General features: G+C 25.1%; 17 protein-coding genes and 1 pseudogene. 11 read left to right on the top strand and 7 right to left on the bottom strand.

Annotated features, from left to right (window positions below; genetic code table 11):
- The first annotated feature begins 26 nt into the window (after nt 1-26).
- The 7 genes from nusA to D9V66_RS01900 all read left to right on the top strand — a co-directional run bounded on the left by nusA (nt 27) and on the right by D9V66_RS01900 (nt 10,447).
- Nucleotides 27-1,514: a transcription termination factor NusA gene (gene nusA, locus D9V66_RS01930; protein ID WP_158365768.1), complete on the top strand. Its 1,488-nt coding sequence runs from the start codon at nt 27-29 to the stop codon at nt 1,512-1,514.
- A gap of 17 nt (nt 1,515-1,531) precedes the next feature.
- The gene (gene infB, locus D9V66_RS01925) at nt 1,532-4,165 is read left to right on the top strand and encodes a translation initiation factor IF-2 (protein WP_158365767.1); all 2,634 of its coding nucleotides are present in this window, start codon (nt 1,532-1,534) and stop codon (nt 4,163-4,165) included.
- Between the two features lie 49 nt (nt 4,166-4,214).
- On the top strand, nt 4,215-4,586 hold the full coding sequence (rbfA, locus tag D9V66_RS01920; protein WP_158365766.1) for a 30S ribosome-binding factor RbfA: 372 nt from the start codon (nt 4,215-4,217) through the stop codon (nt 4,584-4,586).
- A gap of 27 nt (nt 4,587-4,613) precedes the next feature.
- On the top strand, nt 4,614-5,549 hold the full coding sequence (gene truB / locus D9V66_RS01915; protein WP_158365765.1) for a tRNA pseudouridine(55) synthase TruB: 936 nt from the start codon (nt 4,614-4,616) through the stop codon (nt 5,547-5,549).
- 103 nt (nt 5,550-5,652) lie between these two features.
- Entirely contained in the window at nt 5,653-5,922 is a 270-nt protein-coding gene (gene rpsO / locus D9V66_RS01910; RefSeq protein ID WP_158365764.1) for a 30S ribosomal protein S15, read from the top strand.
- A 201-nt stretch (nt 5,923-6,123) separates the two neighbouring features.
- Nucleotides 6,124-8,247, top strand: coding sequence for a polyribonucleotide nucleotidyltransferase (gene pnp, locus D9V66_RS01905; RefSeq protein ID WP_158365763.1), 2,124 nt, complete (start codon nt 6,124-6,126; stop codon nt 8,245-8,247).
- Between the two features lie 397 nt (nt 8,248-8,644).
- Nucleotides 8,645-10,447, top strand: coding sequence for a DEAD/DEAH family ATP-dependent RNA helicase (locus D9V66_RS01900; protein ID WP_158365762.1), 1,803 nt, complete (start codon nt 8,645-8,647; stop codon nt 10,445-10,447).
- 74 nt (nt 10,448-10,521) lie between these two features.
- Here D9V66_RS01900 and D9V66_RS01895 read toward each other — a convergent pair whose 3' ends face one another.
- From D9V66_RS01895 to argF, 4 genes are all read right to left on the bottom strand, one after another.
- The gene (locus D9V66_RS01895) at nt 10,522-10,920 is read right to left on the bottom strand and encodes a Rid family detoxifying hydrolase (RefSeq protein ID WP_158365761.1); all 399 of its coding nucleotides are present in this window, start codon (nt 10,918-10,920) and stop codon (nt 10,522-10,524) included.
- Between the two features lie 41 nt (nt 10,921-10,961).
- Nucleotides 10,962-11,423, bottom strand: a complete 462-nt coding sequence (gene pyrI, locus D9V66_RS01890) for an aspartate carbamoyltransferase regulatory subunit (RefSeq protein ID WP_158365760.1) — start codon at nt 11,421-11,423, stop codon at nt 10,962-10,964.
- 10 nt (nt 11,424-11,433) lie between these two features.
- Nucleotides 11,434-12,363, bottom strand: coding sequence for an aspartate carbamoyltransferase (pyrB, locus tag D9V66_RS01885; RefSeq protein WP_158365759.1), 930 nt, complete (start codon nt 12,361-12,363; stop codon nt 11,434-11,436).
- A gap of 152 nt (nt 12,364-12,515) precedes the next feature.
- A complete protein-coding gene (argF, locus tag D9V66_RS01880; RefSeq protein WP_158365758.1) occupies nt 12,516-13,532 on the bottom strand; it encodes an ornithine carbamoyltransferase in 1,017 nt (338 codons plus the stop codon).
- A 179-nt stretch (nt 13,533-13,711) separates the two neighbouring features.
- On the opposite strand from argF, the gene D9V66_RS01875 reads away from it, so the two are divergent.
- From D9V66_RS01875 to D9V66_RS01865, 3 genes are all read left to right on the top strand, one after another.
- Complete coding sequence (locus tag D9V66_RS01875) at nt 13,712-15,220, top strand: leucyl aminopeptidase (protein WP_158365757.1); 1,509 nt, start codon at nt 13,712-13,714, stop codon at nt 15,218-15,220.
- A 60-nt stretch (nt 15,221-15,280) separates the two neighbouring features.
- Nucleotides 15,281-18,145 carry a valine--tRNA ligase gene (locus D9V66_RS01870; protein ID WP_158365756.1) on the top strand — a complete coding sequence of 955 codons (2,865 nt, stop codon included), beginning with the start codon at nt 15,281-15,283 and terminating at the stop codon, nt 18,143-18,145.
- Nucleotides 18,146-18,251: 106 nt separating this feature from the next.
- A complete protein-coding gene (locus D9V66_RS01865) occupies nt 18,252-19,184 on the top strand; it encodes a rhodanese-related sulfurtransferase (RefSeq protein WP_158365755.1) in 933 nt (310 codons plus the stop codon).
- A gap of 27 nt (nt 19,185-19,211) precedes the next feature.
- On the opposite strand, the gene D9V66_RS01860 is transcribed toward D9V66_RS01865, so the two are convergent.
- From D9V66_RS01860 to pyrD, 3 genes and pseudogenes are all read right to left on the bottom strand, one after another.
- Nucleotides 19,212-20,996, bottom strand: coding sequence for an ATP-binding cassette domain-containing protein (locus D9V66_RS01860; RefSeq protein ID WP_158365754.1), 1,785 nt, complete (start codon nt 20,994-20,996; stop codon nt 19,212-19,214).
- A gap of 7 nt (nt 20,997-21,003) precedes the next feature.
- Nucleotides 21,004-23,121 (bottom strand): bifunctional 23S rRNA (guanine(2069)-N(7))-methyltransferase RlmK/23S rRNA (guanine(2445)-N(2))-methyltransferase RlmL, encoded by a 2,118-nt coding sequence (gene rlmKL, locus D9V66_RS01855; RefSeq protein WP_158365753.1) that lies wholly within the window; start codon nt 23,119-23,121, stop codon nt 21,004-21,006.
- 138 nt (nt 23,122-23,259) lie between these two features.
- A pseudogene (gene pyrD / locus D9V66_RS01850) lies at nt 23,260-24,272 on the bottom strand (quinone-dependent dihydroorotate dehydrogenase).
- A 256-nt stretch (nt 24,273-24,528) separates the two neighbouring features.
- Between pyrD and pncB the strand changes: the two are divergent.
- Nucleotides 24,529-25,728 carry a nicotinate phosphoribosyltransferase gene (gene pncB, locus D9V66_RS01840; RefSeq protein WP_158365750.1) on the top strand — a complete coding sequence of 400 codons (1,200 nt, stop codon included), beginning with the start codon at nt 24,529-24,531 and terminating at the stop codon, nt 25,726-25,728.
- Nucleotides 25,729-25,773 lie beyond the last annotated feature (45 nt).

The following is a 25,773-nucleotide window of genomic DNA, read 5'->3' as shown; positions in this document are numbered from 1 at the left end:
AAATTTTTATTTTGAGGTTCTTTAAAATGAATAAAGAAATCTTAGCTGTCGTGGAAGCTGTGTCTAATGAAAAATCTCTTCCTCGTGAAAAAATTTTTGAAGCTTTGGAAATTGCATTAGCAACAGCAACTAAGAAAAAACATGAACAGGAAATCGATGTTAAAGTTAGTATAAACAGAAAAACTGGAAATTTTACTACTTTCAGACGTTGGATGGTAGTAGATGTTGTGACACAACCTACTAGAGAAATTACTTTGGAAGCAGCATGTTTTGAAGGCGAAAATGTTAAAATTAATGATTTTGTAGAAGATCAAATTGAATCTGTTAATTTTGATAGAATAACAACTCAAACTGCAAAACAAGTGATTGTACAAAAAGTTCGTGAAGCAGAACGAGCAATGTTAGTTGATCAATTTCGTAAATATATTGGTCAAATAATTACTGGTATAGTAAAAAAAATAAATCGAGATAATCTAACTTTAGATTTAGGTAATAATGCTGAAGCATTAATTTTACGTGAGGGAATGTTACCTAGGGAAAACTTTCGTATTGGTGATCGCATTCGTGGTATTTTATATAAAGTATATCCTGAATCCCGTAATGCTCAACTATTTATTAGTCGTTCAAAAACAGAAATGCTCATTGAATTATTTAGAATAGAAGTACCAGAGATAGGCGAAGAAGTTATTGAAATTAAAGCAGCAGCACGTGATCCAGGCTCTCGAGCAAAGATAGCGGTAAAAACTAATGATAAACGTATTGATCCAGTAGGAGCTTGTGTAGGAATGAGAGGTGCTCGAGTACAAGCAGTATCAAGTGAGTTGTGTGGTGAACGTATAGATATTATTTTATGGGATGACAATCCTGCTCAATTTGTTATCAATGCTATGGCACCAGCCGATGTATCTTCTATTGTAGTAGACGAAGATCGTCATACTATGGATATAGCTGTAGATGCAAGTAATTTAGCACAAGCTATTGGTCGAAATGGTCAAAACGTTCGCTTAGCTTCACAAATTAGTGGTTGGGAATTAAACGTTATGACTAAAGAAGATCTTCATTTTAAACATCAAGAAGAAGCTCATGCTGCCTTTAATACATTTAAAAAAAATTTAAATATTAATGATAAAATTATTAAAATTTTAGTAAAAGAAGGATTTTCTTCTCTTGAGGAATTAGCTTATGTACCCTTTAGAGAATTATTAGAAATTGAGAATTTAACTAAAGAAGAAGCTTCTTTAGTACGTGAAAGTGCTAAAAGTAAATTACTTTTAATAGAGTTAGATAAAAAAAATCAAATTGAAAAAAAGACAACATCAGATGATTTATTAGGTATTAATGGAATGAATTTAGTATTAGCATCAAAGTTAGCAGAAAAAAATATATTTACCTTAGAAGAACTAGCTAATCAAGGAATAGATGATTTAACTGATATTAAGAGTTTAAATTCTGAGCAAGCTGGTTTATTGATTATGACTGCTCGTAATATCTGTTGGTTTGGTAGTAAAGTTTAATAATAGGAAAAAATAGTATGACAGATATAAGTTTAAAAGTTTTATCTAGTGAAATAAAAATATCAATTCAAGAGTTGATACAAGAATTATCTAATATTGATATAGTAAAAAATGAAAATGATTATATTAATTTAAATGAAAAAAGTGTTTTACTAAAATATTTAAAAAACAAAAAGAAATCTTCTTTAAATACTTTAATCTTGCAAAGAAAAACACGGAGTACTTTAAATGTTTCTACCATTGGAGGAAAAAACAAATCTATACAAATAGAAGTACGAAAAAAAAGAACTTATGTAAAAAACGATCAATTTGAAAATGATTTTGTATCAAATACAATAAAAAAAAATAAATTTTCTGTGAACAAGAAACATATATCGTTAAAAAATCAAGAAAAAAATAATATAAAAACGTCTGTAGAAAAAAAATATAAAAAAACTATTGATATATCCAAATTAAATAAAAATCAGATTGAATCTTTAAATTTAAAAAAAATGAATAGATTAAAAAATTCAAATAATTCTAATAGAGAAGAACACAATAAAAAAATCAAAAAAAACATAGAAAATAATATTTCTGATTTAAATAATAAAAAAAGAATAAAGGAAAAAAAAGACGTTTGGGAGTCTTATAAAGAACAGAAAAAAGATTATAATTTAACAACATTTTTACATACTCGTCAAGATGAAGACGATAATGATCAAAAAGTAGAAAAAGACAAAAAAAATTATGGTCGAATTACTAAAAATTATCGTCATAAGAAAAATAGTAAAAACTTTCATAACGGAAAATATCAAAAAGAAGAAATTCGTATTAATAATCGTAATAAAAAAAACATAAAACAAAAAAATAAGACTGTTTTATTACATCAAGTTTTTCAAAAGCCTGTATTTACTATTAATAGAGATGTTGTTATTAGTGGTGCAATTTCTGTATCTGATTTAGCAAATAAAATGGCTATAAAAAGTTCTGAGCTTATTAAAACTATGATGAATATGGGAATCATAGGAAATATTAATTATATTCTTGATCAAGATACAGCTCAATTAATTGCAGAAGAAATGGGTCATAAAGTTATTTTACACCGGGAAAATGCATTAGAAGAAATGATAATGCAAGATCGTGATAAAGGAAATAATATTTCTATTATTAGAGCTCCAGTAGTAACTATAATGGGTCATGTTGATCATGGGAAAACATCGTTATTAGATTATATTCGTTCAACTAAAATAGCATTTTATGAAGCAGGTGGAATTACACAAAACATTGGAGCCTATCATGTGAATACTGATTTAGGTTCTATTACTTTTTTAGACACACCAGGACATTCGGCTTTTACTGCCATGAGATCCCGTGGAGTACAGATAACTGATATTGTTGTATTAGTTGTAGCTGCAGATGATGGAGTTATGCCACAAACAATCGAAGCAATTCAACATGCAAAAGAAGCTAATGTTCCAGTGATAATTGCTATTAATAAAATAGACAAAACAGATGCAGATATTAATAAAATTAAAAATGATTTAATGAAATACAATATTCTTTCAGAAGAATTAGGGGGTGAAAATATATTTATACCTATTTCTGCAAAAACAGGAAAAGGCATTAATGAATTATTACATGCTATCTTATTACAAGCAGAAATTTTGGAATTAAAAGCAGTTCATAGTGGTATGGCTGAAGGTGTTGTTATAGAATCTTATTTAGATAAAGGTCGAGGACCTATAGCTACTGTTCTAGTAAAAAAAGGAAATTTACAAAAAGGAGACATAATACTATGTGGTTTTGAATATGGTCGTGTAAAAGCCTTGCGTAATGAAATTGGAAATGAAATTTTAAGTGCAGGTCCATCTATTCCCGTAGAAATTTTAGGATTATCTAAAGTTCCTTTTTCAGGTGATGTAATTACCGTTGTTCGTGATGAAAAAAAAGCAAGAGAGGTAGCATGTTATCGTAAAGAAAAATCTCGTGAAACAAAATTATCAGGTCAAAATAAAGTCAATTTAGAAAATATGTTTGATAACATAAATAAAAATGATGTTTCTGAATTAAAAATTATTCTCAAATCTGATATACAAGGTTCTTTAGAAGCAATATCTAATGCTCTATTAAAACTATCTACTAAAGAAGTAAAAGTAAAAATAATAGGTTTAGGTATTGGAGGTATTACAGAGACAGATGCTTCTTTAGCTTTAGCTTCAAATGCTATTATCTTAGGATTTAATGTTAGAGCTGATTCTTCTGCTAAAAAAATAATTAATGCAGAACATTTAGATCTTCGGTATTATTCAGTTATTTATGATTTAATTAATGAAGTAAAATCAGCTATGATAGGTCTTTTATCACCTGAGTATAAACAAAATATTCTTGGTTTAGCTGAAGTTAGAAATACTTTTAAATCTCCTAAATTTGGCTTAATTGCTGGTTGTATGGTTTTAGAAGGAATAATTAAAAGAAATAATCCAATTCACGTATTAAGAAATAATATAGTTATTTATGAAGGTTCATTAGAATCATTACGTCGTTTTAAAGAAGATGTAAATGAGATACGTAATGGATTAGAATGTGGAATAGGTATAAAAAATTATAATGATATACGTATTAAAGATATTATAGAAGTGTTTGAATTAAAAGAAATTAAAAGAATATTGTAAATAGAAATATATGATTTTATTATAAAGGGTTTAATTTGGTAATATAATTATGGAAAAATCGTTTAATCGATCTGTTCGTATTGCTCAAGAATTACAAAAAAAAATAGCTATAATTATACAGTATTCGCTTCAAGATCCACGCATTAAAACAATAATAACAGTTTCTGAAGTAAGAGTATCTAAAGATTTATCTCATGCTCAAATATTTATAAGTTTTTTAAAAAATTATAATAAATTAAATATAAAAAAACTTTTAATTATTTTAAATAAAGCTTCTACTTATATTCGTAAATTATTATGTAAAGAAATGAGATTAAGAATTATACCAAATATTGTATTTTACCATGATAATTCTTTTTCAATAGGTAACAACGTTTCTATTTTATTAAATGATTTATCTAAAAAAGATAAACATGCATGATATTATGAAAAAATAAAGGATAAATAGATGTTTTTTCATAAAAAAAGAAATATTAATGGATTACTTTTATTAGATAAGCCGAAAGGTATATCCTCCAATAACGCTTTACAACAAGTAAAACTAATTTTTAATGCAAAAAAAGCAGGGTATATTGGTACTCTTGACCCTTTAGCAACAGGACTATTGCCAATTTGTTTTGGAGAATGTACAAAATTTTCTCATTATTTAACAGATTCTAACAAACGATATCATGTAATTGCTAAATTGGGTGAGAAAACATCTACATCTGATTCTGATGGTGTTATCATTAAAAAACGTCCAATTACTTTTACTGATTTGCAGCTCAATTTATCTATAAAAGAACTTACTGGTTTAATTGATCAAGTTCCTTCAATGTATTCAGCTATTAAATATAATGGTATATCTTTATATAAATATGCACGCCAAGGATTAAATATTAAGCGTAGCGCAAGAAAAGTCTCAATATATAATATTGATGCTATTCATCAAAAAAATGATTTAATTGAGTTTAAAGTATTTTGCTCAAAGGGTACGTATATTCGCACTCTTGTTGAAGATTTAGGCGAAAAATTAGGTTGTGGAGCTCATGTAGTGTTTTTACGTCGTTTACAAGTAGGATCATACTTTTCTAAAAAACTAGTAAAAATATCTGATTTACATGAATTATTAAAAAAAGAAAATATTAAAAATAATAGTTTTTTTAACAAAATAGATGATTTGTTGATGCCTGTAGATAGTCCTGTATCTTTTTTGCCAGAAGTATATCTTTCTCCTAAAAAATCATATAATTTTAAATTAGGACAAACAGTAAATTTTAATTCTAATATTAAAAACAGTTTAGTACGAGTCAGAGATAAAGATAATAAATTTATTGGATTAGGAAAAATTAACATGGAAGAATTATTAATTCCATATCGATTAGTTTCTACATTTGGTAATTAAGTTATTCACTGTTAAATTTAAGATTAGCATGATATTATTTTTCAAACAAATTAATTAAATTCAATAATTAATTTAATATAATTTTAAATATATGGAGTATTATATGTCTTTATCTGTAATAGACACGAAAAAAATCATTTTACAATATGGGAAATCTGAACAAGATACTGGTAGAACAGAAGTACAAGTGGCATTGTTAACGACTCAAATTAATCATCTTCAAACACATTTCTCTCAACATAAAAAAGATCATTGTAGTCGTAGGGGTCTTTTAAATATGGTATCAAAACGTCGTAAATTATTAGATTATTTGAAGAAAAAAAATATATCTCGCTATACTATTTTAATTGAAGATTTAAAATTAAGACGCTAAAAAGTTGTATTAGAAGTTATAAAATCAAAAATTTTATATTAATAAAAAATCAAAAATATTTTTTATAAAGGGCTTTATTTGGCCCTTTTTTTACAATTATCAAATTTAAAATTTATATTAATATATTTTTATTATATTAAAAATTTTAAAGTACAACTTGCAAGTAATTTAAAAAATTAGTTTTATGTTAAGGATATTATTTTGCTAAATCCAATTGTACGTAAATTTCAATATGGTCAATATACGATTACTTTAGAAACAGGTATAATGGCTCGACAAGCTACAGCTGCTGTTATGGCTAGTATGGATGATACTGCTGTTTTTGTAACTGTTGTTGGACAAAAAAAAACACATTTAGGTCAAAAATTTTTTCCACTTACTGTCAATTATCAAGAACGCACATATGCTGCAGGTCGCATACCCGGTGGTTTTTTTAGAAGAGAAGGACGTCCAAGTGAAAATGAAATATTAATTGCTCGTTTAATAGATAGACCTATTCGTCCTTTATTTCCTAAAAGTTTTTTTAATGAAATTCAGATAATTGCAACAGTAGTGTCAGTTAATCCACAAATTAATCCAGATATAATTTCTATTATAGGCGCATCAGCAGCATTGAGTTTATCAGGAATTCCATTTTATGGACCAGTAGGTGCTGCTAGAGTAGGTTATATTAATAATCAATATATATTAAATCCTACTAGTGATGATATGAAACACAGTTCTTTAGATTTAGTAATTTCAGGAACTCAAAATGCTGTGCTTATGGTAGAAGCAGAGGCAAAAATATTAAATGAAGAAAAAGTCCTTGAAGCTATTATGTTTGGACATCAACAACAACAAGTAGTAATTAATAATATTCGTTCATTATCGAATGAAGCAAGCAAATTACCTTGGAGTATATCTTATCCAGAAATTAATAAAGCATTAGAATTAAAAATAATAGAATTAGCAGAAAAAGATATACGTTCTGCTTATTTAATATTTAATAAACAAGAAAGATCTGAAAAATTAAATTTTATTAAAGAAGAAATAATAAATTTTATTTTTAACGAAGATTCAAATATAGATCAATCAGAAATAGAAGATATTTTACATAAAATTGAAAAAAAAATTGTACGTCAACGAATATTAAATAATGAAACACGTATTGATGGACGTGAAAAAGATATGATACGTGCATTAGATGTTCGTACAGGTGTTTTACCAAGAACACATGGTTCTGCTTTATTTACTCGAGGAGAAACTCAATCTTTAGCTGCAGTAACTTTAGGAACATCTCGAGATGCACAAAATTTAGATGAATTGTTAGGAGATAGAACAGATAATTTTTTGTTTCATTATAATTTTCCTCCTTATTCAGTTGGAGAAATAGGAATGGTGGGATCACCTAAAAGAAGAGAAATTGGTCATGGTCGTCTTGCTAAAAGAAGTCTTTTAGCTGTTATGCCTAAATTAGAAGATTTTCCTTATACTATTAGAATAGTTTCCGAGATTACTGAATCCAATGGGTCCTCTTCTATGGCCTCTGTATGTAGTGCTTCTTTAGCATTAATGGATGCTGGAGTGCCTATTCAATCTGCTGTTGCTGGAATATCTATGGGTTTAGTAAAAGAAGGCAGTCAATATGTATTACTTTCAGATATTTTAGGAGATGAAGATCATTTAGGAGATATGGATTTTAAAGTGTCTGGTACAGAAAAAGGTATTACTGCTTTACAAATGGATATGAAAATAGAAGGTATTACTAATGAAATTATACGTACAGCCTTAAATTCAGCAAGATCAGCTCGATTACATATTTTAAATATAATGAATCAAGCCTTAAGTAGATCAAGAACTGAAATTTCTGAGTTTGCTCCTCGCATTCACACCATAAAAATTAATCCTGAAAAAATTAAAGATGTAATAGGAAAAGGGGGTTCTGTTATTCGCATGCTTACTGAAGAAACAGGAACTATAATTGAAATTGAAGATGATGGAACAGTAAAAATATCAGCTACTGTTAAAGAAAAAGCAAGAAATGCTATCCGTAGAATTGAAGAAATTACAGCTGAAATTGAAGTAGGGCGAATTTACTCTGGTAAAGTTACACGTATTGTTGATTTTGGTGCTTTTGTTTCAATTGGATTTGGAAAAGAAGGTTTAGTACATATTTCTCAAATTTCTGAAAAAAGAGTAGAAAAAGTTTCTGATCATTTAACAATTGATCAAATAATATCTGTAAAAGTACTAGAAATAGATCGTCAAGGTCGTTTGAGGTTGAGTATTAAAGAGACAGAAAATTTTATCATTTCTAATAAATCGATAAATAATAACATTATCTGATATAATTATTACTAGTTAATATTTTTTTTTAAAATGTTAAAACATTTTTTAATAAAATATAGATTTATATCTTTTCAAATAGTAACATATAGATAGAAATATTATAAAAATATTTTAGTTTAATAATTTTTATTGTATAAAAATAGACTTTTAATTTTAAAAAATAAATTCTAATAAATTACTAATGTGGTTTTTATAAATAACACAAGTTATTTATATATCTAAAAATTATTAGTAATAACTCATAAATAAAACTTTTGGTATTAAAAAAATCAATTTTTTATTTATTAAATCATTTCATTTGAGCCGGTTCACACTTTTCAATGAGAATAAATAAAATATTTTCATCATGAGCTATGTAGACTGGCCACTGTAACTTAAAAGGCATATCTACTGCATGACTCGTATTGAAAGCACATTTTCTTTTCTTGGTTTAAATCCTTTTATTATTCAATCTTTAACTGAAATGGGATATGTTAAACCTTCTCCTATTCAAGCAACTTGTATTCCTTTACTTTTAGAAGAACATGACGTATTGGGAATGGCACAAACTGGAAGTGGTAAAACAGCTGCTTTTGCATTACCTTTATTACATAATCTTAATATTAATTTAAAAGCTCCTCAAATATTAGTATTAGCTCCTACAAGAGAATTAGCAGTTCAAGTAGCTGAAGCTTTTTCTGATTTTTCTAAATATATGATCGGAATACATGTACTTCCTTTATACGGTGGTCAAAGATATGAATTACAGTTGCGTGCATTGCGACAAGGACCTCAAATCGTTGTAGGAACTCCAGGACGTTTATTAGATCATTTAAAGAGAGGAACTCTTAATCTTTCAAATTTACATGGATTAGTTTTAGATGAAGCAGATGAAATGTTACGGATGGGATTTATAGAAGATGTAGAAACAATTATGACTAAAATCCCTAAAGATCATCAAACTGCATTGTTTTCTGCAACTATGCCAGAAGCGATACGCCGTATTTCTAAACGGTTTATGAAAAATCCAAAAGAAATTAAAATAAAATCTAATGTCACTACACGTCCAGATATAAAACAAAGTTATTGGATGGTATATGGTAGAAAAACTGATGCATTAATTCGTTTTTTAGAGACTGAAGATTTTTCTGCTACTATTATTTTTGTTAGAACTAAAAATGCAACTTTAGAAGTATCTGAAGCTTTAGAACGTAATGGTTACAATAGTGCAGCTTTAAATGGAGATATGAATCAAGCATTAAGAGAACAAACATTAGAAAGATTAAAGAATGGTCGATTAGATATTTTAATTGCAACAGATGTTGCAGCTCGTGGTTTAGATGTTGATCGTATTAGTTTTGTTATTAATTATGATATTCCTATGGACGCAGAGTCTTACGTACATCGTATAGGTCGTACAGGTCGTGCTGGTCGTACAGGTCGTGCTTTGTTATTTGTTGAAAATCGTGAACGTCGTTTATTACGTAATATAGAACGTACTATCAAACAATCTATTCAAGAAGTTCAATTACCAAAAATTGAGTTGTTATGTCAAAGACGTCTTGAACAATTTTCAAAAAAAGTACAACAACAACTAGAAAGTCGAGATTTAGATGAATATACTGCTTTGTTAGATAAATTATATTCTTCAGATGATTTAGATATAAAAACTTTAGCAGCTGCTTTATTAAAAATGGCTCAAGGTGAACGCCCTTTAATTATAAAAACAGATTTACTAAAACGTTCATCTTCTTCTAAAAATACTTTTTTTTCAAAAGATGATCGTAGACGTGAAGATAACAGTCGTCATAATCGATCACGTCGTGATAGTAAAGATATAGATTTATATCGTATTGAAATAGGACGTAATGATGGAATAGAAGTAAGACATATAGTCGGAGCAATTGCAAACGAAGGAAATATTAATAGTCGTAATATTGGTAATGTTAAACTTTTTTCTACTTATTCTACAATTGAATTGCCTAAAGGGTTATCTAAAGATCTATTAAATAAATTTACTCGTACTAGAATATTAAATAAATTGATCAATATAAAGTTATTACGAGATCCTAGAACATATGAAGGAAAAATGTCTAATAGGTCTCTATTTAGTAAAGATAGAAGCAGCAATCGTCGTTTTTCTGAAAATCGTATAAATAAATCTAATACATCTAAAAATGAATTAAAATCATCTTTTTTTCGTCGTCGAAGTGTTTAATTTTTTATTTTCTATGCCGCTTTGCGGCATATTAAACAATTTATTTTAAATAATATTAATGGAAAAATATATTTTTATATTGAATTAATTTTTTTAAATGCTGTTGCTTCAATTTCTATTTTTACATTTTTAGGAAGTGCTTGAACTTCTATACACGATCTAGCAGGAAATTTTGAATCATTATCTAAAAAAAATTTCATATAAATTTCATTGATAATATCAATTTTTTTTAATTCGGTAGTAAAAACTGTTGTTTTTATAATATCCTTAACTAAGAATCCTGATTCAATTAAAATTGACTTTATATTAGTTAATACAACATACGTTTGTTCAGCAATATTTTTTGGAATGTAATTAGACTTTACATCAATAGGTATTTGCCCAGACAACATAATAAAATTATCAATTTTTATAGCTTGTGAATAAGGACCAATGGGTTTAGGTGCATTTTTAGTTTTAATTATATAATTCATATAATACCATTTTTATATATTTAATATAACAATTACAATTATCAATATGATAACACTATGTTTTTAGGAAATTCTTTTTCACAATATTTACATTTTAAATCCATATTAGAAAATTTATTTTTTTTAAAAATAAAACTAGAAGTAATGAAATTATGATGACTCACACAATTACTATTTGGACAAATGAGAATTCTATCTATTTTTTTAGGTAGAGTAGGAAAGGTTTTTCCGACTAGATTGTATTCATTAATATAATTTACAGTTGCATGCGGAGCATAAATTGCTAATTGATTAATTTGATCATCACTTAAAAAAGTATTTTCAATTTTAATAATATCTTTTTTCCCTAATTTTTTAGAAGGTAAGTTTAAACCTATAGTGATACGTTTTTCTGTTTCTGTAAATCTAAACAATGATAGTAACTTAAATCCTATATGAGCTGGGATATGATCGATTACGCTACCAGATCTAATTGCTTCTACTTGAAGTTTATTAATTTGCATACTTTTGTTCTTAGTGTTTCTCTATTAATACTAAAGATAAAATAGCTTGACGAGCATAAATTCCATTTGCTGCTTGTTTAAAATACCATGCATACGGTGTTTGATCTACATCATAATCTATTTCATCTATACGAGGAAGAGGATGTAATATTTTTAAATTTTTACGTGCATGTTTCAAAGTTTTAACATGTAGTACAAATTTTGATTTAGCATTTGCATATTCAGTAGAATCAAGTCTTTCTTTTTGAACTCGTGTCATATAAAGAATATCTATTTCAGAAATTATTTCTTCAATATTTTTGCATCTTTTCCAAAAAATTTCTTTTTTTTGAAGCATATCATTAATGTAATTTGGCATGATTAATGCATCAGGTGAAATAAAAAAAAATTTATTATCTTTAAATTTAGCTAGTGCTTGCGTTAATGAGTGTACTGTTCTTCCATATTTCAGATCTCCAACCATGGCAATATTTAAATGAGAAAGTCTATCTTGAGTTTCTTTAATAGTAAATAGATCTAAAAGTGTTTGTGTTGGATGTTGATTTGCTCCATCTCCTGCATTAAATATTGGTGTTCCATTAGAAAACTCAGTCGCTAAACGTGCAGATCCTTCTTGAGGATGTCGAATAATAATTGCATCAACGTAAGAACTAATTACTGATATAGTATCTGATAATGTTTCTCCTTTTTTTTTTAAAGAAATATTGTTTCCATCAGGAAATCCTATTATTGACGCTCCTAATCGATAAACGGCTGTTTCAAATGATAAACGAGTACGAGTAGACGCTTCAAAAAAACAACTAGCTATAATTTTATTTTTTAATAAATTAGGTTGTGGTTTTTTTTTAAGAATTTCAGATTTTTTTAAAACTAACTCTAGTTCGTTGCGTTTAAGTTCATTAATCGAAATAATATTCTTTTTGAATAAAGGATTTCTCAACTTTGTTTTCCTTAGTAATTTCAGAAAAGAAACTATGTGATACTTTTAGTATATAAATATAAAACCCTATAAAAAATATTTGATAACTAGTCAACATATGTACATAAACAATATTATTAAAAATATTTAATTTTAAGTGTATTTACAGTGTTTTACAAGCTAATTGTTTTTGATAGACTAGATACAAGAATGGCTTTTATAGTATGTAATCTATTTTCTGCTTGTTCAAAAATGGTTTCTTCATGTTTTTGAAAAATATTGTCTGTTATCTCCATTCCATTTTCAAATCCATATTGTTTTAATATAGATCTTCCTATGTCTGTTTGTTGATCGTGTAAAGCAGGAAGACAATGTAATATTTTTACTTGAGAATTTTTAGTCGCATTTAACATAAAGTCATTAACTTGATAAGATTTTAATAACTGAATTCTTTTTTTCCATGTTTTTTCAGATTCTCCCATAGAAACCCAAACGTCAGTATAGATGAAATCTGCATATTCTACACCCTTTTTAATATTTTCAGTACATATTATTTTACCTTTTTTTTCTTTTGCTTTTTCTTGGCAAAATGCAAACAATTCTTTTTGTGGCCAGCATTCTTCAGGAGATACTAAACGTAAATCTAGTCCAATTAGTGATGCTGCTTCTAAAAAACTGTTCCCCATATTATTACGTGTGTCACCAACATATGCACATTTTATTTCATTAAATTTTCTTTTAGGATATATTTCTTTAATAGTCATCAAATCAGCAAGTAATTGTGTAGGATGAAATTTTTCGGTTAAACCGTTCCATACTGGTGCTTTTGAGTATTTTGCTAAAATTTCTATTGTTCTATGTTGATGACCTCTATATTGAATACCATCATATAATCGACCAAGTACTTTTGCTGTATCCTGAATTGATTCTTTTGATCCTAAATGTGTACTACCAGGTCCAAGATAAGTAACATGTGCCCCTTGATCAAATGCAGCAATTTCAAAAGAGCATCTTGTACGAGTGGATTCTTTTTCAAAAATTAAAGCTATATTCTTTTTTTTAAGTAATTGAATTTCTTTATTATTTTTTTTATCTTTTTTTAATTTTTGAGCTAATTTTATAATTGTTTTTAATTCTAGAGAGGAAAAATCTAATAATCTTAAACAATTACGATGATAAAGATTATTCATATTCTAAAGTCTCAGTATTATAAAAATATATTTTTAATAAAATTAAATTTAAATTAAAAATTTTATTAAAAATAAAAATATTACTACTAGTATATAATATTTTTTTATATTGTAGTAATGTTAATAATAATAGATATTGTTAAATATAAAAAAATTATACTTTAAATAGAGTAAATATCATGAAATTTCTTGTAAAAAACTGTTTTTTAGATAAAGAAAAGACAGATTGTATAATAATTGGTCTGTTTGATTCATGCAAACTTTCTATTTCTGCTAATTACTTAGATAAATGCAGTGGTGGTTATATTACTTCTTTACTAAAATTAGGTGATATTAAAGGTGAAGTAGGTGAAACAATTATGTTATACAATGTTCCTAGAATTTTTTCTAAAAGAATACTTTTAGTAGGTTTAGGAAAAGAAAGTAAAGTTACTAGATCGATTTTAAAAGAAATATTTAAAAATATCATAAAAAAATTGAAAAAAACATCTGTAAAAAATATTATATGTTCTTTTTCTGAAATAGATATTAATAGTGAAAATAATATATATTGGTTAATTAGATCAATAACTCTTTTTATACATGAATATTTATATAGAATCACAAAAATAAATCATGTTCTTAAAAAGAATATTCATTTTAATGCAATTATATTAAACATCTTAAAAGAAAATGAATTATTTATAGCAAAGAAATCTTTAAAACATGCATTAGCTATTAACACTGGAATAGTATCTACTAAAAATATTAATAATTTACCACCTAATATTTGTAATCCTTTATATTTATCTTATAAAGCAAAAAAACTGTCTAAAAAATACCCAGAAAATGTTATTGTTGAAGTAATTAATATGGAACAAATGAAAAAATTAGGAATGAATGCTTATGTATCTGTTGGAGATGGATCTAAAAATAAACCATTTATGTCTGTAATAAAATATTCTGGAAACAATAATACTAGTAATGATAAAACAATTGTATTAATAGGAAAAGGTTTAACTTTTGATTCTGGAGGAATATCTATCAAACCAGCATTAAATATGCATGAAATGAAATATGATATGTCTGGTGCTGCAGCAGTTTATGGAGTTATAATTATGGTAGCTGAATTAAAATTACCTTTGACAATTATAGGAGTTTTAGCTGGATGTGAAAACATGCCAGGAAGTAATTCTTTTAGACCAGGAGATGTCTTGACGACTATGTCAGGTAAAACAGTAGAAGTATTAAATACTGATGCCGAAGGACGTTTAGTATTATGTGATGTATTAACATATGTAGAACGTTTTTCTCCAAACGTGGTTATTGACATTGCTACATTAACCGGAGCATGTGTGATAGCATTGGGAGAATCTGTAAGTGGTTTTTTTACAAATAATGAATATTTAGCTAATGAATTTAAAAAATCTTCAAAAGAAACAGATGATAAAATATGGCGTCTACCTTTATTTTCAGAATATCAAAAACAAATAAGTTCTTCTATTGCAGATTTTTCTAATGTAGGAAATGGTAAGGCTGGTGCTATAACTGCAGCTTGTTTTCTTTCTAATTTTGCAAAAAAATATAATTGGGCACATTTAGATATTGCAGGAACTGCTTGGAAATCAGGAACAGATAAAGGCGCTACTGGTCGTCCTGTTGAACTCTTATGTCAATTTTTATTGAATCAACTAAATAATATATATTAATACATTATCTTTTTTATAATATGGTAATATCTTCTTTTTATTTATAAATAGTGAAATAAAATGAAAAAAAATTATAATCCTAAATATATTGAAGAGTCTTTATATGATTTTTGGGAAAAAAATGGATACTTTAAACCTAATAATCTAAAAAAACCAACTTTTTGTATTATGATGCCACCTCCTAATATTACAGGCAATTTGCATATGGGACATGCTTTTCAACAAACAATTATGGATGTATTAGTTCGTTATCATAGGATGCAAGGAAAAAATACTCTTTGGCAAATTGGAACAGATCATGCTGGAATAGCAACACAAATATTAGTTGAGCGTCAAATATTTTTAGAAGAAAAAAAAACTAAAAAAGACTACAGTAGAGACGATTTTATTAAAAAAGTTTGGATTTGGAAAAAAAAATACAATAGTATTGTAACTAAACAAATGCGACGTTTAGGAATTTCTGCTGATTGGGATCGTGAAAAATTTACTTTAGATCCTGATATCTCTTTTGCTGTTAGAGAAGCGTTTATTATATTTTATAAAAATAACTTTATTTATCAAAAAAAAAGGTTAGTACACTGGGATTCAAAATTAGAAACCGTAATATCAGATTTAGAAGTTAAACATCGTTTAGAAAAAGGTAAAAGATGGTTAATTAAATATCCAATTGTTAAAAATAATGTTTTTTCAAATTACAATATTAAATATTTAATAGTTTGTACAACTAGACCTGAAACTTTATTAGGAGATACAGCTATTGCAGTAAATCCTAAAGATAATAAATATAACCAATTTATTGGTCAATTCGTAAAATGTCCTTTAGTTGATAGAATTATTCCGATTATTGGAGATGAATATGCTGATATAGATAAGGGAACAGGTTGCGTTAAGATCACACCAGCACATGATTTTAATGATTATAAAGTAGGGTTTAATCATAAATTACCCATGATTAACGTTTTTTCTTTTGATGGAAAAATTAAATGCGTTTCTGATGTTTATGATTATAATGGAAAAAAATCTGATGTATATAGTAGTTCTATTCCAATTTCTTTTCAAAAATTAGATATTTTATCTGCACGAATTAAAATTATCGAAGAAATTAAAAAATTGGGATTATTAAAACAAGTAGAAGAATGTGAAATTACTATTCCTTATAGTGATCGAAGTGGCGCCATTATTCAACCTATTCTCACAAATCAATGGTATTTAAAAACATTGAAAATGGCTAAAGTAGCTCTTAATGCTGTTAAAGAAAAGAAAATAAAATTTATACCTAAACAATATGAAAGTATGTATTCATCTTGGATGAATAATATCGAAGATTGGTGTATTTCTCGTCAATTATGGTGGGGTCATAGAATTCCTATATGGTATGATGATAAAAAAAATATATATGTTGGACAAGATGAAGAAACAATACGTAAACAATACTCTTTATCAAAAAAAATCTTATTAAAACAAGATGAAGATGTATTAGATACATGGTTTTCTTCTGGATTATGGACTTTTTCTACTTTAGGTTGGCCTAAAAAAACAACATTTTTAAAAATTTTTCATTCTACTGATGTCTTAGTAAGTGGTTTTGATATTATTTTTTTTTGGATTGCTAGAATGATTATGTTGACAATGTATCTTATTAAAGATGATAAGGGAAAACCTGAAGTACCATTTAAAAATGTTTATATAACAGGATTAATTCGAGATGATCAAGGCATCAAAATGTCAAAATCAAAAGGTAATGTAATCGACCCATTAGATATGATAGATGGAATTTCTTTAGAGAATTTAATTGCAAAAAGAACGAGTAATTTATTGCAATCAAATTTATCTAATAAAATTATTCAACGTACTAAAAAACAATTTCCTAAGGGTATTAATTCGACTGGAACCGATGCATTACGTTTTACCTTTTTTGCATTAGCGTCTAACACACGTGATATAAATTGGGATATGAATAGATTAAAAGGGTATCGAAATTTTTGTAATAAACTTTGGAATGCTAGTCGATTTGTTTTAATAAACACTAAAAATCATCATTTTTTTACAGTTGATTTTACAGAGGATATGTTGTTAATAAATAAATGGATTTTGATACAACTTAATAATACAGTTAAATCATATCGTGATGCATTAGATACTTATCGTTTTGATATTGCTGCTAATGTTTTATATGATTTTATTTGGAATGTGTTTTGTGATTGGTATTTAGAATTTACAAAAATAATTATTAAAGATGGTTCTGATAAACAAATTTATACTACTAAAAATATTTTAGTTTATACTTTAGAATTAGTTTTAAGACTATGTCATCCTGTTATTCCATTTATAACAGAAGCGATTTGGCAACGTATAAAATCAATTACTAATATAAAAGAAAAAACAATTATGTTACAAACTTTTCCAAAATATAATAGTAAATTAATTGATGAAAAAGTGGTCAATGACGTGAATTGGATAAAAGAAATAGTTATTTTTTTAAGACAAGTTAGAACTAATATGCGTGTTAATTCTAGTAAATTACTACCATTATTTTTTTATAATACAACTTTTGAGCAAAAAAATATTATTAACGAAAATATTTTATTTTTAAAAAAAATAGCTTTTTTAGAAAGTATTACAATATTGTTTGAAAAATATGATGAAAATTTATATATAAAGAAAATAATTAATGAAATGGAAGTAATGATTCCTATATTAAAATTAGTAGATGTAAAAGTAGAATTGATAAGATTAAAAAAAGAAGAACAAAAAATTCAAAGCAATATTTTAGTTATACAAGAAAAACTTTTAAATAAAAAATTTGTACTCTATGCTCCAGAAAAAATAGTAAATCAAGAAAAAAATAAATTATTGAAATTAAATAAAATATATACAGAATTATCTCAACAGATAAAAAAATTTACAAATTTATCTCATATATAATAATATTTTTATTTTTGAATAAGTTCATATGAGTATATTTTAAAAAAAATAATATTATTAATAATTTTAAATCATTTTTATTAATTACAACTGAAGGTATTTTTTAATGTCAGTTTTACATAATGTTATTTCTAAAAAAGAATTAAAAAAACGAATGTTATCTGAAATAATAGAACGTTTAACTTTATCTTTTTATAAATATTTTAACATAAAAAACCCTCAAGAATATCGAGATAAAATTTATCAAAATTTTTATAAAAATAATGTTTTAGGAAGAATTTATATTGCGAATGAAGGCATTAATGCGCAGATAAGTGTACCAGTAAAAAACTATTCTTTTATAAAGAGTTTTTTATATCAATTAGATTCAAAATTAAATAATTTACGTATCAATAAATCATTAAATAATAAAAAATCTTTCTGGGTACTTTCAGTTAAAACAAGAAAAAAAATTGTATCAGATGGAATCGAAGAGCATTTTTTTAATCCTAAAAATGTTGGTGTTTATATTAAATCAAAACAAGTTAACTTGATGTTAAATGACAAAAAAACAATCTTTATCGATATGAGAAATTCTTATGAATATGCAATTGGTCATTTTGAAAATGCAATAGAAATTGAAAGTTCAACCTTTCGAGAACAATTGCAAAAAGTTATAAAAATAATGCAACATGCTAAAAATAAAAAAATTGTCATGTACTGTACCGGTGGAATTCGTTGTGAAAAGGCCACTGCTTGGATGCGTTTTAACGGTTTTAAATATATTTATCATTTAGAAGGTGGAATTATTGGTTATGTACATGACGCTAAAAAAAACAATTTACCAATTCTTTTTAAAGGGAAAAATTTTGTTTTTGATTATCGTATGTCTGAAAAAATTTCTAATGAAATAATATCATATTGTAATCAGTGCCAAAAACCTTCAGATATTTATGTAAATTGTAAAAATAATTCATGTCATCTTCTTTTTATTCAGTGTATAAATTGTTCTAATATTTTTAATTATTGTTGTTCTTTTCAATGTATGAAAAAAACATAATATTATTATATTAATTCTAATTAAATTTTAATTTTTATATTTTATAATAGATTTTTCTAAATCTTCCCAATGTATTATTTGTGTTTCTAGTTCTTTTTCTTTTTCAGTTAAAGCTTTTAATATTGGTAATTTGTCTTTTAAATTGTTTTTAAAAAAATTTATTTGATTTATCTCTTTTTGTAATTTTTTAATATGAAATTCTGTTTTTTCTATTTTAAATAACATATTATCTAAATCTTTTTTTAATTTTTTTTGTATTATATTTACAGAAAAAGTATTTTTTTTATTTTTTAATTTTTTGTAAATTTTTTTTTCTTTTTTAAAAGAGTTACAATTACCAATATAAGTATTAATTATTCCATCATTTTCAAATTTCCAACATTTTTTTATGGTATTTTGAATAAAACTTTCATCATGACTAACTATTAAAACAGTTCCTTGGTAATTAATAATAATTTTTTCTAATAATTCTAAACTGTCTAAATCTAAGTCATTTGTAGGTTCGTCAAGAATTAAAACATTGCTTGGTTGTAAAAATAGTTGTGCTAATAACAATCTGTTGCATTGACCACCAGATAATGTTTTTACTAATGATTTTAACTCATTAGGTTTAAAAAGAAAATTATTTAAATATTTTATTAAATATTGTTCTTTTCCATAATTCATATTTTCTATAATAGATTTGTTTGGATCTAAAGAAGATCTATTTTGATCAAAATAAGATATTTTTAATCTTGTATTTTTATAAATTTTTCCTTTTTGAGGTTGTTTTTCTCCCATGAGAATTTTAATCATTGTACTTTTTCCACATCCATTATCTCCAATTAATCCTAATTTATCACCGTGTTCAATTATTGATGAAAAATTTTTAATAATAAATTTATTATTTATAGAAAAGTTTACGTTTTCTAACTTAAAAAGAATTTTTCCTAAATAATTTTTAGATTCATTTATTTTAATTTTACCTAATTGTTCTATTTTCTGATAATTATCATTTTCTTTTCGTAATATTTGTAAACTTTTAACTCTTCCTTCATTTCGAGTAGAACGTGCTTTAACACTTGTTCTAATCCATTTTTCTTCTTTTTTTAAATTTTTATCGAATATTTTTTTTTTTGTTTTCTCAATACGATTACTTTCATTTTTTAATTTGATAAAATTTTTATAATTTCCTGGCCAAGAAACTAATTTCCCACGATCAATATCTATAATACGTGTGCATATATTTTGAATAAAATTTCTATCATGTGACACAAATAATATACTTCCAGGAAATTTATTTAAAAAACTTTCTAACCATTTTACTGTTTTTATATCTAAATGATTAGTAGGTTCATCTAACAATAATACATCAGGTTGTCCTATTAACACCCGACTTAAAGTCACTTTTCTTAATAAACCACCAGATAGTTCGGATAATAAAGTATTTTTTTTTAGTTGAATTATTTCGATTATTTTTATAATTTTTATATGATCTTTTATATTTATTTTTTTTGTATTTAATATAATATCATTGTTACTTGTTGTATTTTCTTGGTTTAGTCCTAAACTAATAAAATCATATATAGAAATATCAACATTATTAGGATTTTTTTGTTCTAAATAAGATATTTTTATGTTTTTTTTATAAAAAATTTTCCCGTTATCTAAATCTTGTGCTTGATTGATAATTTTTAAAACAGTAGATTTTCCAGCTCCATTTTTACCAATTAAACATATTCTTTCACGTTTATTAATATAAAATGTACTATTTTTTAAAATTTCTAAATTGCTAAAAGATAAATAAGCGTTTTGAATACTAACAAGAGACATAAATTTTCTATCCTTGAATTTGTTGAGAATGTTTAATTATCCAGGAATGGTAAATTTTTGAATCGTTTATATAATCTTTAGATTGAGTTTTTTTTGTAATATTCTTTGCATATAATTTTATTTTATCAAGAACATCTAAGTTAATTTTAAAATTATGTGTAGAACTTGAAAAAATAATATTACCGTCTTGACGTAAAATTCTTTTTAAATCTTTAATAAGATGAAAAAAATCTCTTTTTAATTCAAAGGATTTATTCATTTTTTTTGAATTTGAAAAAGTAGGTGGATTAATAAATATAAGATCAAATTTTTTTTTAGTTGTTTTTATCCAATTCAAACAATTTGTTTGAATAAAATTATGTTTAGAACCAGATAAATTATTAATAGACATATTTCGTATAGACCACTGTATATAAGTATTAGATATATCTATGCTAGTTGTACTATTTGCATTTCCTAATCCAGCATAAACAGTTGCAGTTCCAGTATATGAAAATAAATTTAAAAAATCTTTTCCCTTAGACATTTTTCCTATTAATTTTCTTATTAGTCGTTTTTCTAAAAACAATCCAGTATCTAAATAGTCTGTTAAATTTACTAAAAATTTTGCATGATGTTCTTTTATTTCTATAAAATTATTTTGATTAAATAATTTTTGATATTGTGTTTTATTTTTATTTTTTTGTCTAATTTTTAATATTATATTATTAATATTAATAGATAATATTTCTTTAGTATGATAAATAGCATTACATAATCTTTTATGTGCTTTTTTATAATTTATTATTTTAGGAGCTTTATATTCTTGAAGAACTATCCATTTTTTATAAATATCTATTATTATATTATAATTTGGTAAATCAGCATTGTATACACGAAAACATTCTATGTTTTCTTGTTGTGTCCAATTATTTAATTTTTTAAAGTTTTTAGTTAATCTATTTTGAAATTCATCACTTTCAGTAATAGAAGAATGTAAGAAAATTTTATAGTTTTTTTGAGTACAATTTAATGCACCATTTCTTAAAATATATTCTTTATGTGATTGCATTTGTAAAAAATTTAACAAAAAATTTGATGAACTAAAGACTGATAATTGCCAGTTTTTAAAATATTTTTTTGATATCATACTTAATTGTACATATAATCCAACTAGTTGACTTTCTGTTTGTTCTCTTTCTCCATATGGCGGATTGCTTAATAATATTCCAAATTCTTTTTTATTATAAGTATTTTTTAAATTGTTTAAGTTTTTTGTGAAAAATTGAATAATGTTTGATAATCCTGCATTTGATGTGTTTATTTTGGCTTTTTCTATAATTTCAGCATTGTAATCGTATCCTATAAAATAATTTTTAGAACATTTTTGTAATCCTATTTGAAATCTTTTTTGTGCAGTTTCGAATACATTTTCCCATAAACTTTTATTATATTTTTTCCAGAATTTAAAACCCCATTTTACTCTGTTTAATCCAGGTGCTTTATCACACGACATCATTGCTGCTTCAATTAATAATGTCCCTGATCCACACATAGGATCTATTATAGGAGTATTTTTTATCCATCCTGAATTTAATACTATTGCTGAAGCTAAATTTTCTTTAATAGGAGTGGAATGACAAAATTGACGATAACCTCTTTTATATAAAGCATCACCACTTAAATCTAACATAACATGCATTATATTTTTATTTGATATTAATACTTTTATTCTAATATTAGGAGAAATACGATCAACATTTGGACGACAACCATATTTTTTATTAAATTGATCAACAATGGCATCTTTTACTATTAAAGATCCAAATAAACTATTACGAACAATATTATTAGTTCCTTTACAATTTATCATAAAAGTATTGTTTACATTAAAAAATTCAGTCCAATTAATATCATATATATTATTATAAAGGTCCTTGATATTATTGATTCTAAATTTTTTTATATATAAAAAAATTCGTGATGCAATACGACTCCACATTAAACTTTGATACAATAATAATTCATTTGCTTCATAGTAAATTCCTCCACGTTTTACATTTAAAATTTTAACTCCTATATCTAACAGTTCTTGTTCTAATAAATTTTCAGTTCCAAAATTTGTACTTGCAAATAAACAGTTCATTTTAATTTTTTATAATTGATTTAATCAAATAGTATATTACATACTTTTTTTGTATATTTATATAAAATTTATTAATAAATATCCAACATGAAATTGGATATATATAAATATTTTTTCAATAGATATAAATAAAAATTTTTATATGTTTTGGATGATTTTTCTAATAAGTTTCGGACCATGATATATTAATCCAGAATAAATTTGTATTAAAGTAGCTCCTGATTCTATTTTTTCTTGTGCTGCATGAATTGAATTGATTCCACCTACTCCAATAATAGGAATTTGCTTTTTTAAATGTTCTGATAATATTGAAATTATATTAGTACTTTTTTTTTGTAAAGGTAATCCACTTAAGCCTCCTTTTTGAACATTATTTTTCAAATTAAACATTGATGAGTGATTTAATGTTGTATTAGTCGCAATAACTGCATCTATTTCGTATTGAATTAATTTTTTTGAAATTTGCAATAATTCTTTTTTTGAAAGATCCGGTGAAATTTTAATAGCTATTGGAACATATTTTAAATACCTTTTATTTAATTCTTTTTGCTTTTTTTTTACATGATATAATAAATTTTCAAAAATAATTCCATGTTGTAATTTTCTTAAATTAATAGTATTTGGAGATGAAATATTAATAGCAATATAACTAGCGTAAAGATAAATTTTTTCTATACATATTAAATAATCATTAATTGCATTGTTCATACTCGTATCTTTATTTTTTCCAATATTTACACCTATAACTCCCTTAAAATTAGATTTTTTTATATTTCTAATCAAATTATCTATACCTAAATTATTAAATCCCATTCTATTAATTATAGCTTCTTTTGAAGGAATTCTAAACATTCTGGGTTTAGGATTGCCGTATTGAGGTAAAGGAGTAACAGTACCAACTTCAATAAAACCAAAACCCATTCTTGATAAACAAGTTATATATTCTCCATTTTTATCTATCCCAGCTGCTGCTCCTAATCTGTTTTTAAATGTTAATCCCATACATTTAATTTTTTTTGATGGAATTTCATATGTAAAAAAAAATCTCTTATTAATTGAACTTTTTTAGAATTAAGGTATTTGAATACTAAAGTATGAGCTTTTTCTGGATCTAATAAAAATAATAGTTTACGAATGAAATAATAAAACATTATAATTCCTCTTTAACTTAAATTAAGATGATATAAAAACTTATAAAAAAATTTTATAAATTAAATAAATTGAAATATTTTGTATCTACAAACTATTTATCTGATTAGAAAAATATTATTTCTTTGTGATAACTTTTTTATTTATGTTATATTTTTAAATAAGAAATTAATTTTATTTATTAGAACATAAATTAACATACAGTTTTTATAGATATATGAAATAGCAAATAAGTATAATAGATAATTAGAATATACTATGAAACGATACGATTATCCAATAGTAAAAACACTTCTTGATACTGACGCATATAAATTTTATATGCAACAAGCTGTGTTTTGTAATTATAAAAATGTAGAGGTAATAGCTGAATTTGTTTGTAGGGGAGAGAATGTTTTAGGTTGTTATTCTGATGCTTTATTAGAACAGATCAATATGATGAAATTTTTATCTTTAAGTGATGAAGAATATGTTTATATGAATTCTTTTCCATTTTTTAAACAAGAATATTTACATTGGTTAAGAAATTTTCGTTATAATATTTCTCAAGTAAAAATTCATAATCATCAAGGTCAGTTAAATATTCGTATAAGTGGTTTATGGAAAGAAGTAATATTATGGGAAGTGCCAATTTTAGCACTAATTAGTGAACTGTTTCATAGAAATTTTTCTCCAGACATTACTTCTAAAACTGCTATAAAACATTTAGATTATAAATTAATGAAATTTTTTAATTTCACTAAACATATAGATTTATCTCGTTTAAAAATTGTTGATTTTGGAACAAGAAGAAGATTTTCTTATGATGTGCAATATTCAGTTATTAAAAGATTAAAAGAAAAATTTCCTTTTTTAATAGGTTCGAGTAATTATCATATATCTCGTATACTAAAATTATCACCAGTAGGAACTCAAGCTCATGAGTGGTTTCAAGCACATCAACAAATTAGTTCAAATTTAAAAGAAAGTCAGACTTTAGCTTTAAAAACATGGTTGTATCAATATAAAAATTATTTAAGTATAGCACTTACAGATTCTATTAATATGGATTCTTTTTTACGTGATTTTGACTTTTATTTTACTTCTTCATACCAAGGAATCAGACACGACTCAGGAGATCCAGTAAAATGGGGAGAAAAAGCTCTTAAACATTATGAAAAGTTAGGTATCGATCCTAGTACTAAAACATTATTATTTTCAGATAATTTAAATCTTAAAAAGATTATATCTCTTTATCAAAAATTTAACCATAGAATTAATGTTGTTTTTGGTATAGGCACAAAATTAACATGTGATATTCCTTATGTAAAGCCGCTAAATATAGTAATAAAATTAGTAAAATGTAATGGAAGACCTGTTGCTAAATTATCTGATAGTCCAGGAAAAACTTTTTGTTTAGATAAAAAGTTTTTAAGAAATTTGTGTAAAGTTTTTAACGTATCATTAAATAATAGGTAATATATAAAAAGGTTTATAATATACTTATAATTTGTGATAAAAGTT

Origin of the sequence: Buchnera aphidicola (Brevicoryne brassicae) (genome assembly GCF_005082825.1) — a bacterium.
Taxonomy (GTDB): Bacteria; Pseudomonadota; Gammaproteobacteria; order Enterobacterales; family Enterobacteriaceae; genus Buchnera; species Buchnera aphidicola_AK.
This window is presented reverse-complemented; position numbering and strand designations above follow the sequence as displayed.

What these genes read in the sequence shown, in the direction of transcription:
- truB (WP_158365765.1), top strand. Translation starts at nt 4,614, where the DNA reads ATGTTTTTTCATAAAAAAAGAAATATTAATGGATTACTTTTATTAGAT.
- D9V66_RS01870 (WP_158365756.1), top strand. Translation starts at nt 15,281, where the DNA reads ATGAAAAAAAATTATAATCCTAAATATATTGAAGAGTCTTTATATGAT.
- rbfA (WP_158365766.1), top strand. Translation starts at nt 4,215, where the DNA reads ATGGAAAAATCGTTTAATCGATCTGTTCGTATTGCTCAAGAATTACAA.
- rpsO (WP_158365764.1), top strand. Translation starts at nt 5,653, where the DNA reads ATGTCTTTATCTGTAATAGACACGAAAAAAATCATTTTACAATATGGG.
- pyrI (WP_158365760.1), bottom strand. Translation starts at nt 11,423, where the DNA reads ATGCAAATTAATAAACTTCAAGTAGAAGCAATTAGATCTGGTAGCGTA.
- D9V66_RS01875 (WP_158365757.1), top strand. Translation starts at nt 13,712, where the DNA reads ATGAAATTTCTTGTAAAAAACTGTTTTTTAGATAAAGAAAAGACAGAT.
- pncB (WP_158365750.1), top strand. Translation starts at nt 24,529, where the DNA reads ATGAAACGATACGATTATCCAATAGTAAAAACACTTCTTGATACTGAC.
- rlmKL (WP_158365753.1), bottom strand. Translation starts at nt 23,121, where the DNA reads ATGAACTGTTTATTTGCAAGTACAAATTTTGGAACTGAAAATTTATTA.
- nusA (WP_158365768.1), top strand. Translation starts at nt 27, where the DNA reads ATGAATAAAGAAATCTTAGCTGTCGTGGAAGCTGTGTCTAATGAAAAA.
- D9V66_RS01860 (WP_158365754.1), bottom strand. Translation starts at nt 20,996, where the DNA reads ATGTCTCTTGTTAGTATTCAAAACGCTTATTTATCTTTTAGCAATTTA.
- D9V66_RS01865 (WP_158365755.1), top strand. Translation starts at nt 18,252, where the DNA reads ATGTCAGTTTTACATAATGTTATTTCTAAAAAAGAATTAAAAAAACGA.
- argF (WP_158365758.1), bottom strand. Translation starts at nt 13,532, where the DNA reads ATGAATAATCTTTATCATCGTAATTGTTTAAGATTATTAGATTTTTCC.
- D9V66_RS01895 (WP_158365761.1), bottom strand. Translation starts at nt 10,920, where the DNA reads ATGAATTATATAATTAAAACTAAAAATGCACCTAAACCCATTGGTCCT.
- infB (WP_158365767.1), top strand. Translation starts at nt 1,532, where the DNA reads ATGACAGATATAAGTTTAAAAGTTTTATCTAGTGAAATAAAAATATCA.
- D9V66_RS01900 (WP_158365762.1), top strand. Translation starts at nt 8,645, where the DNA reads ATGACTCGTATTGAAAGCACATTTTCTTTTCTTGGTTTAAATCCTTTT.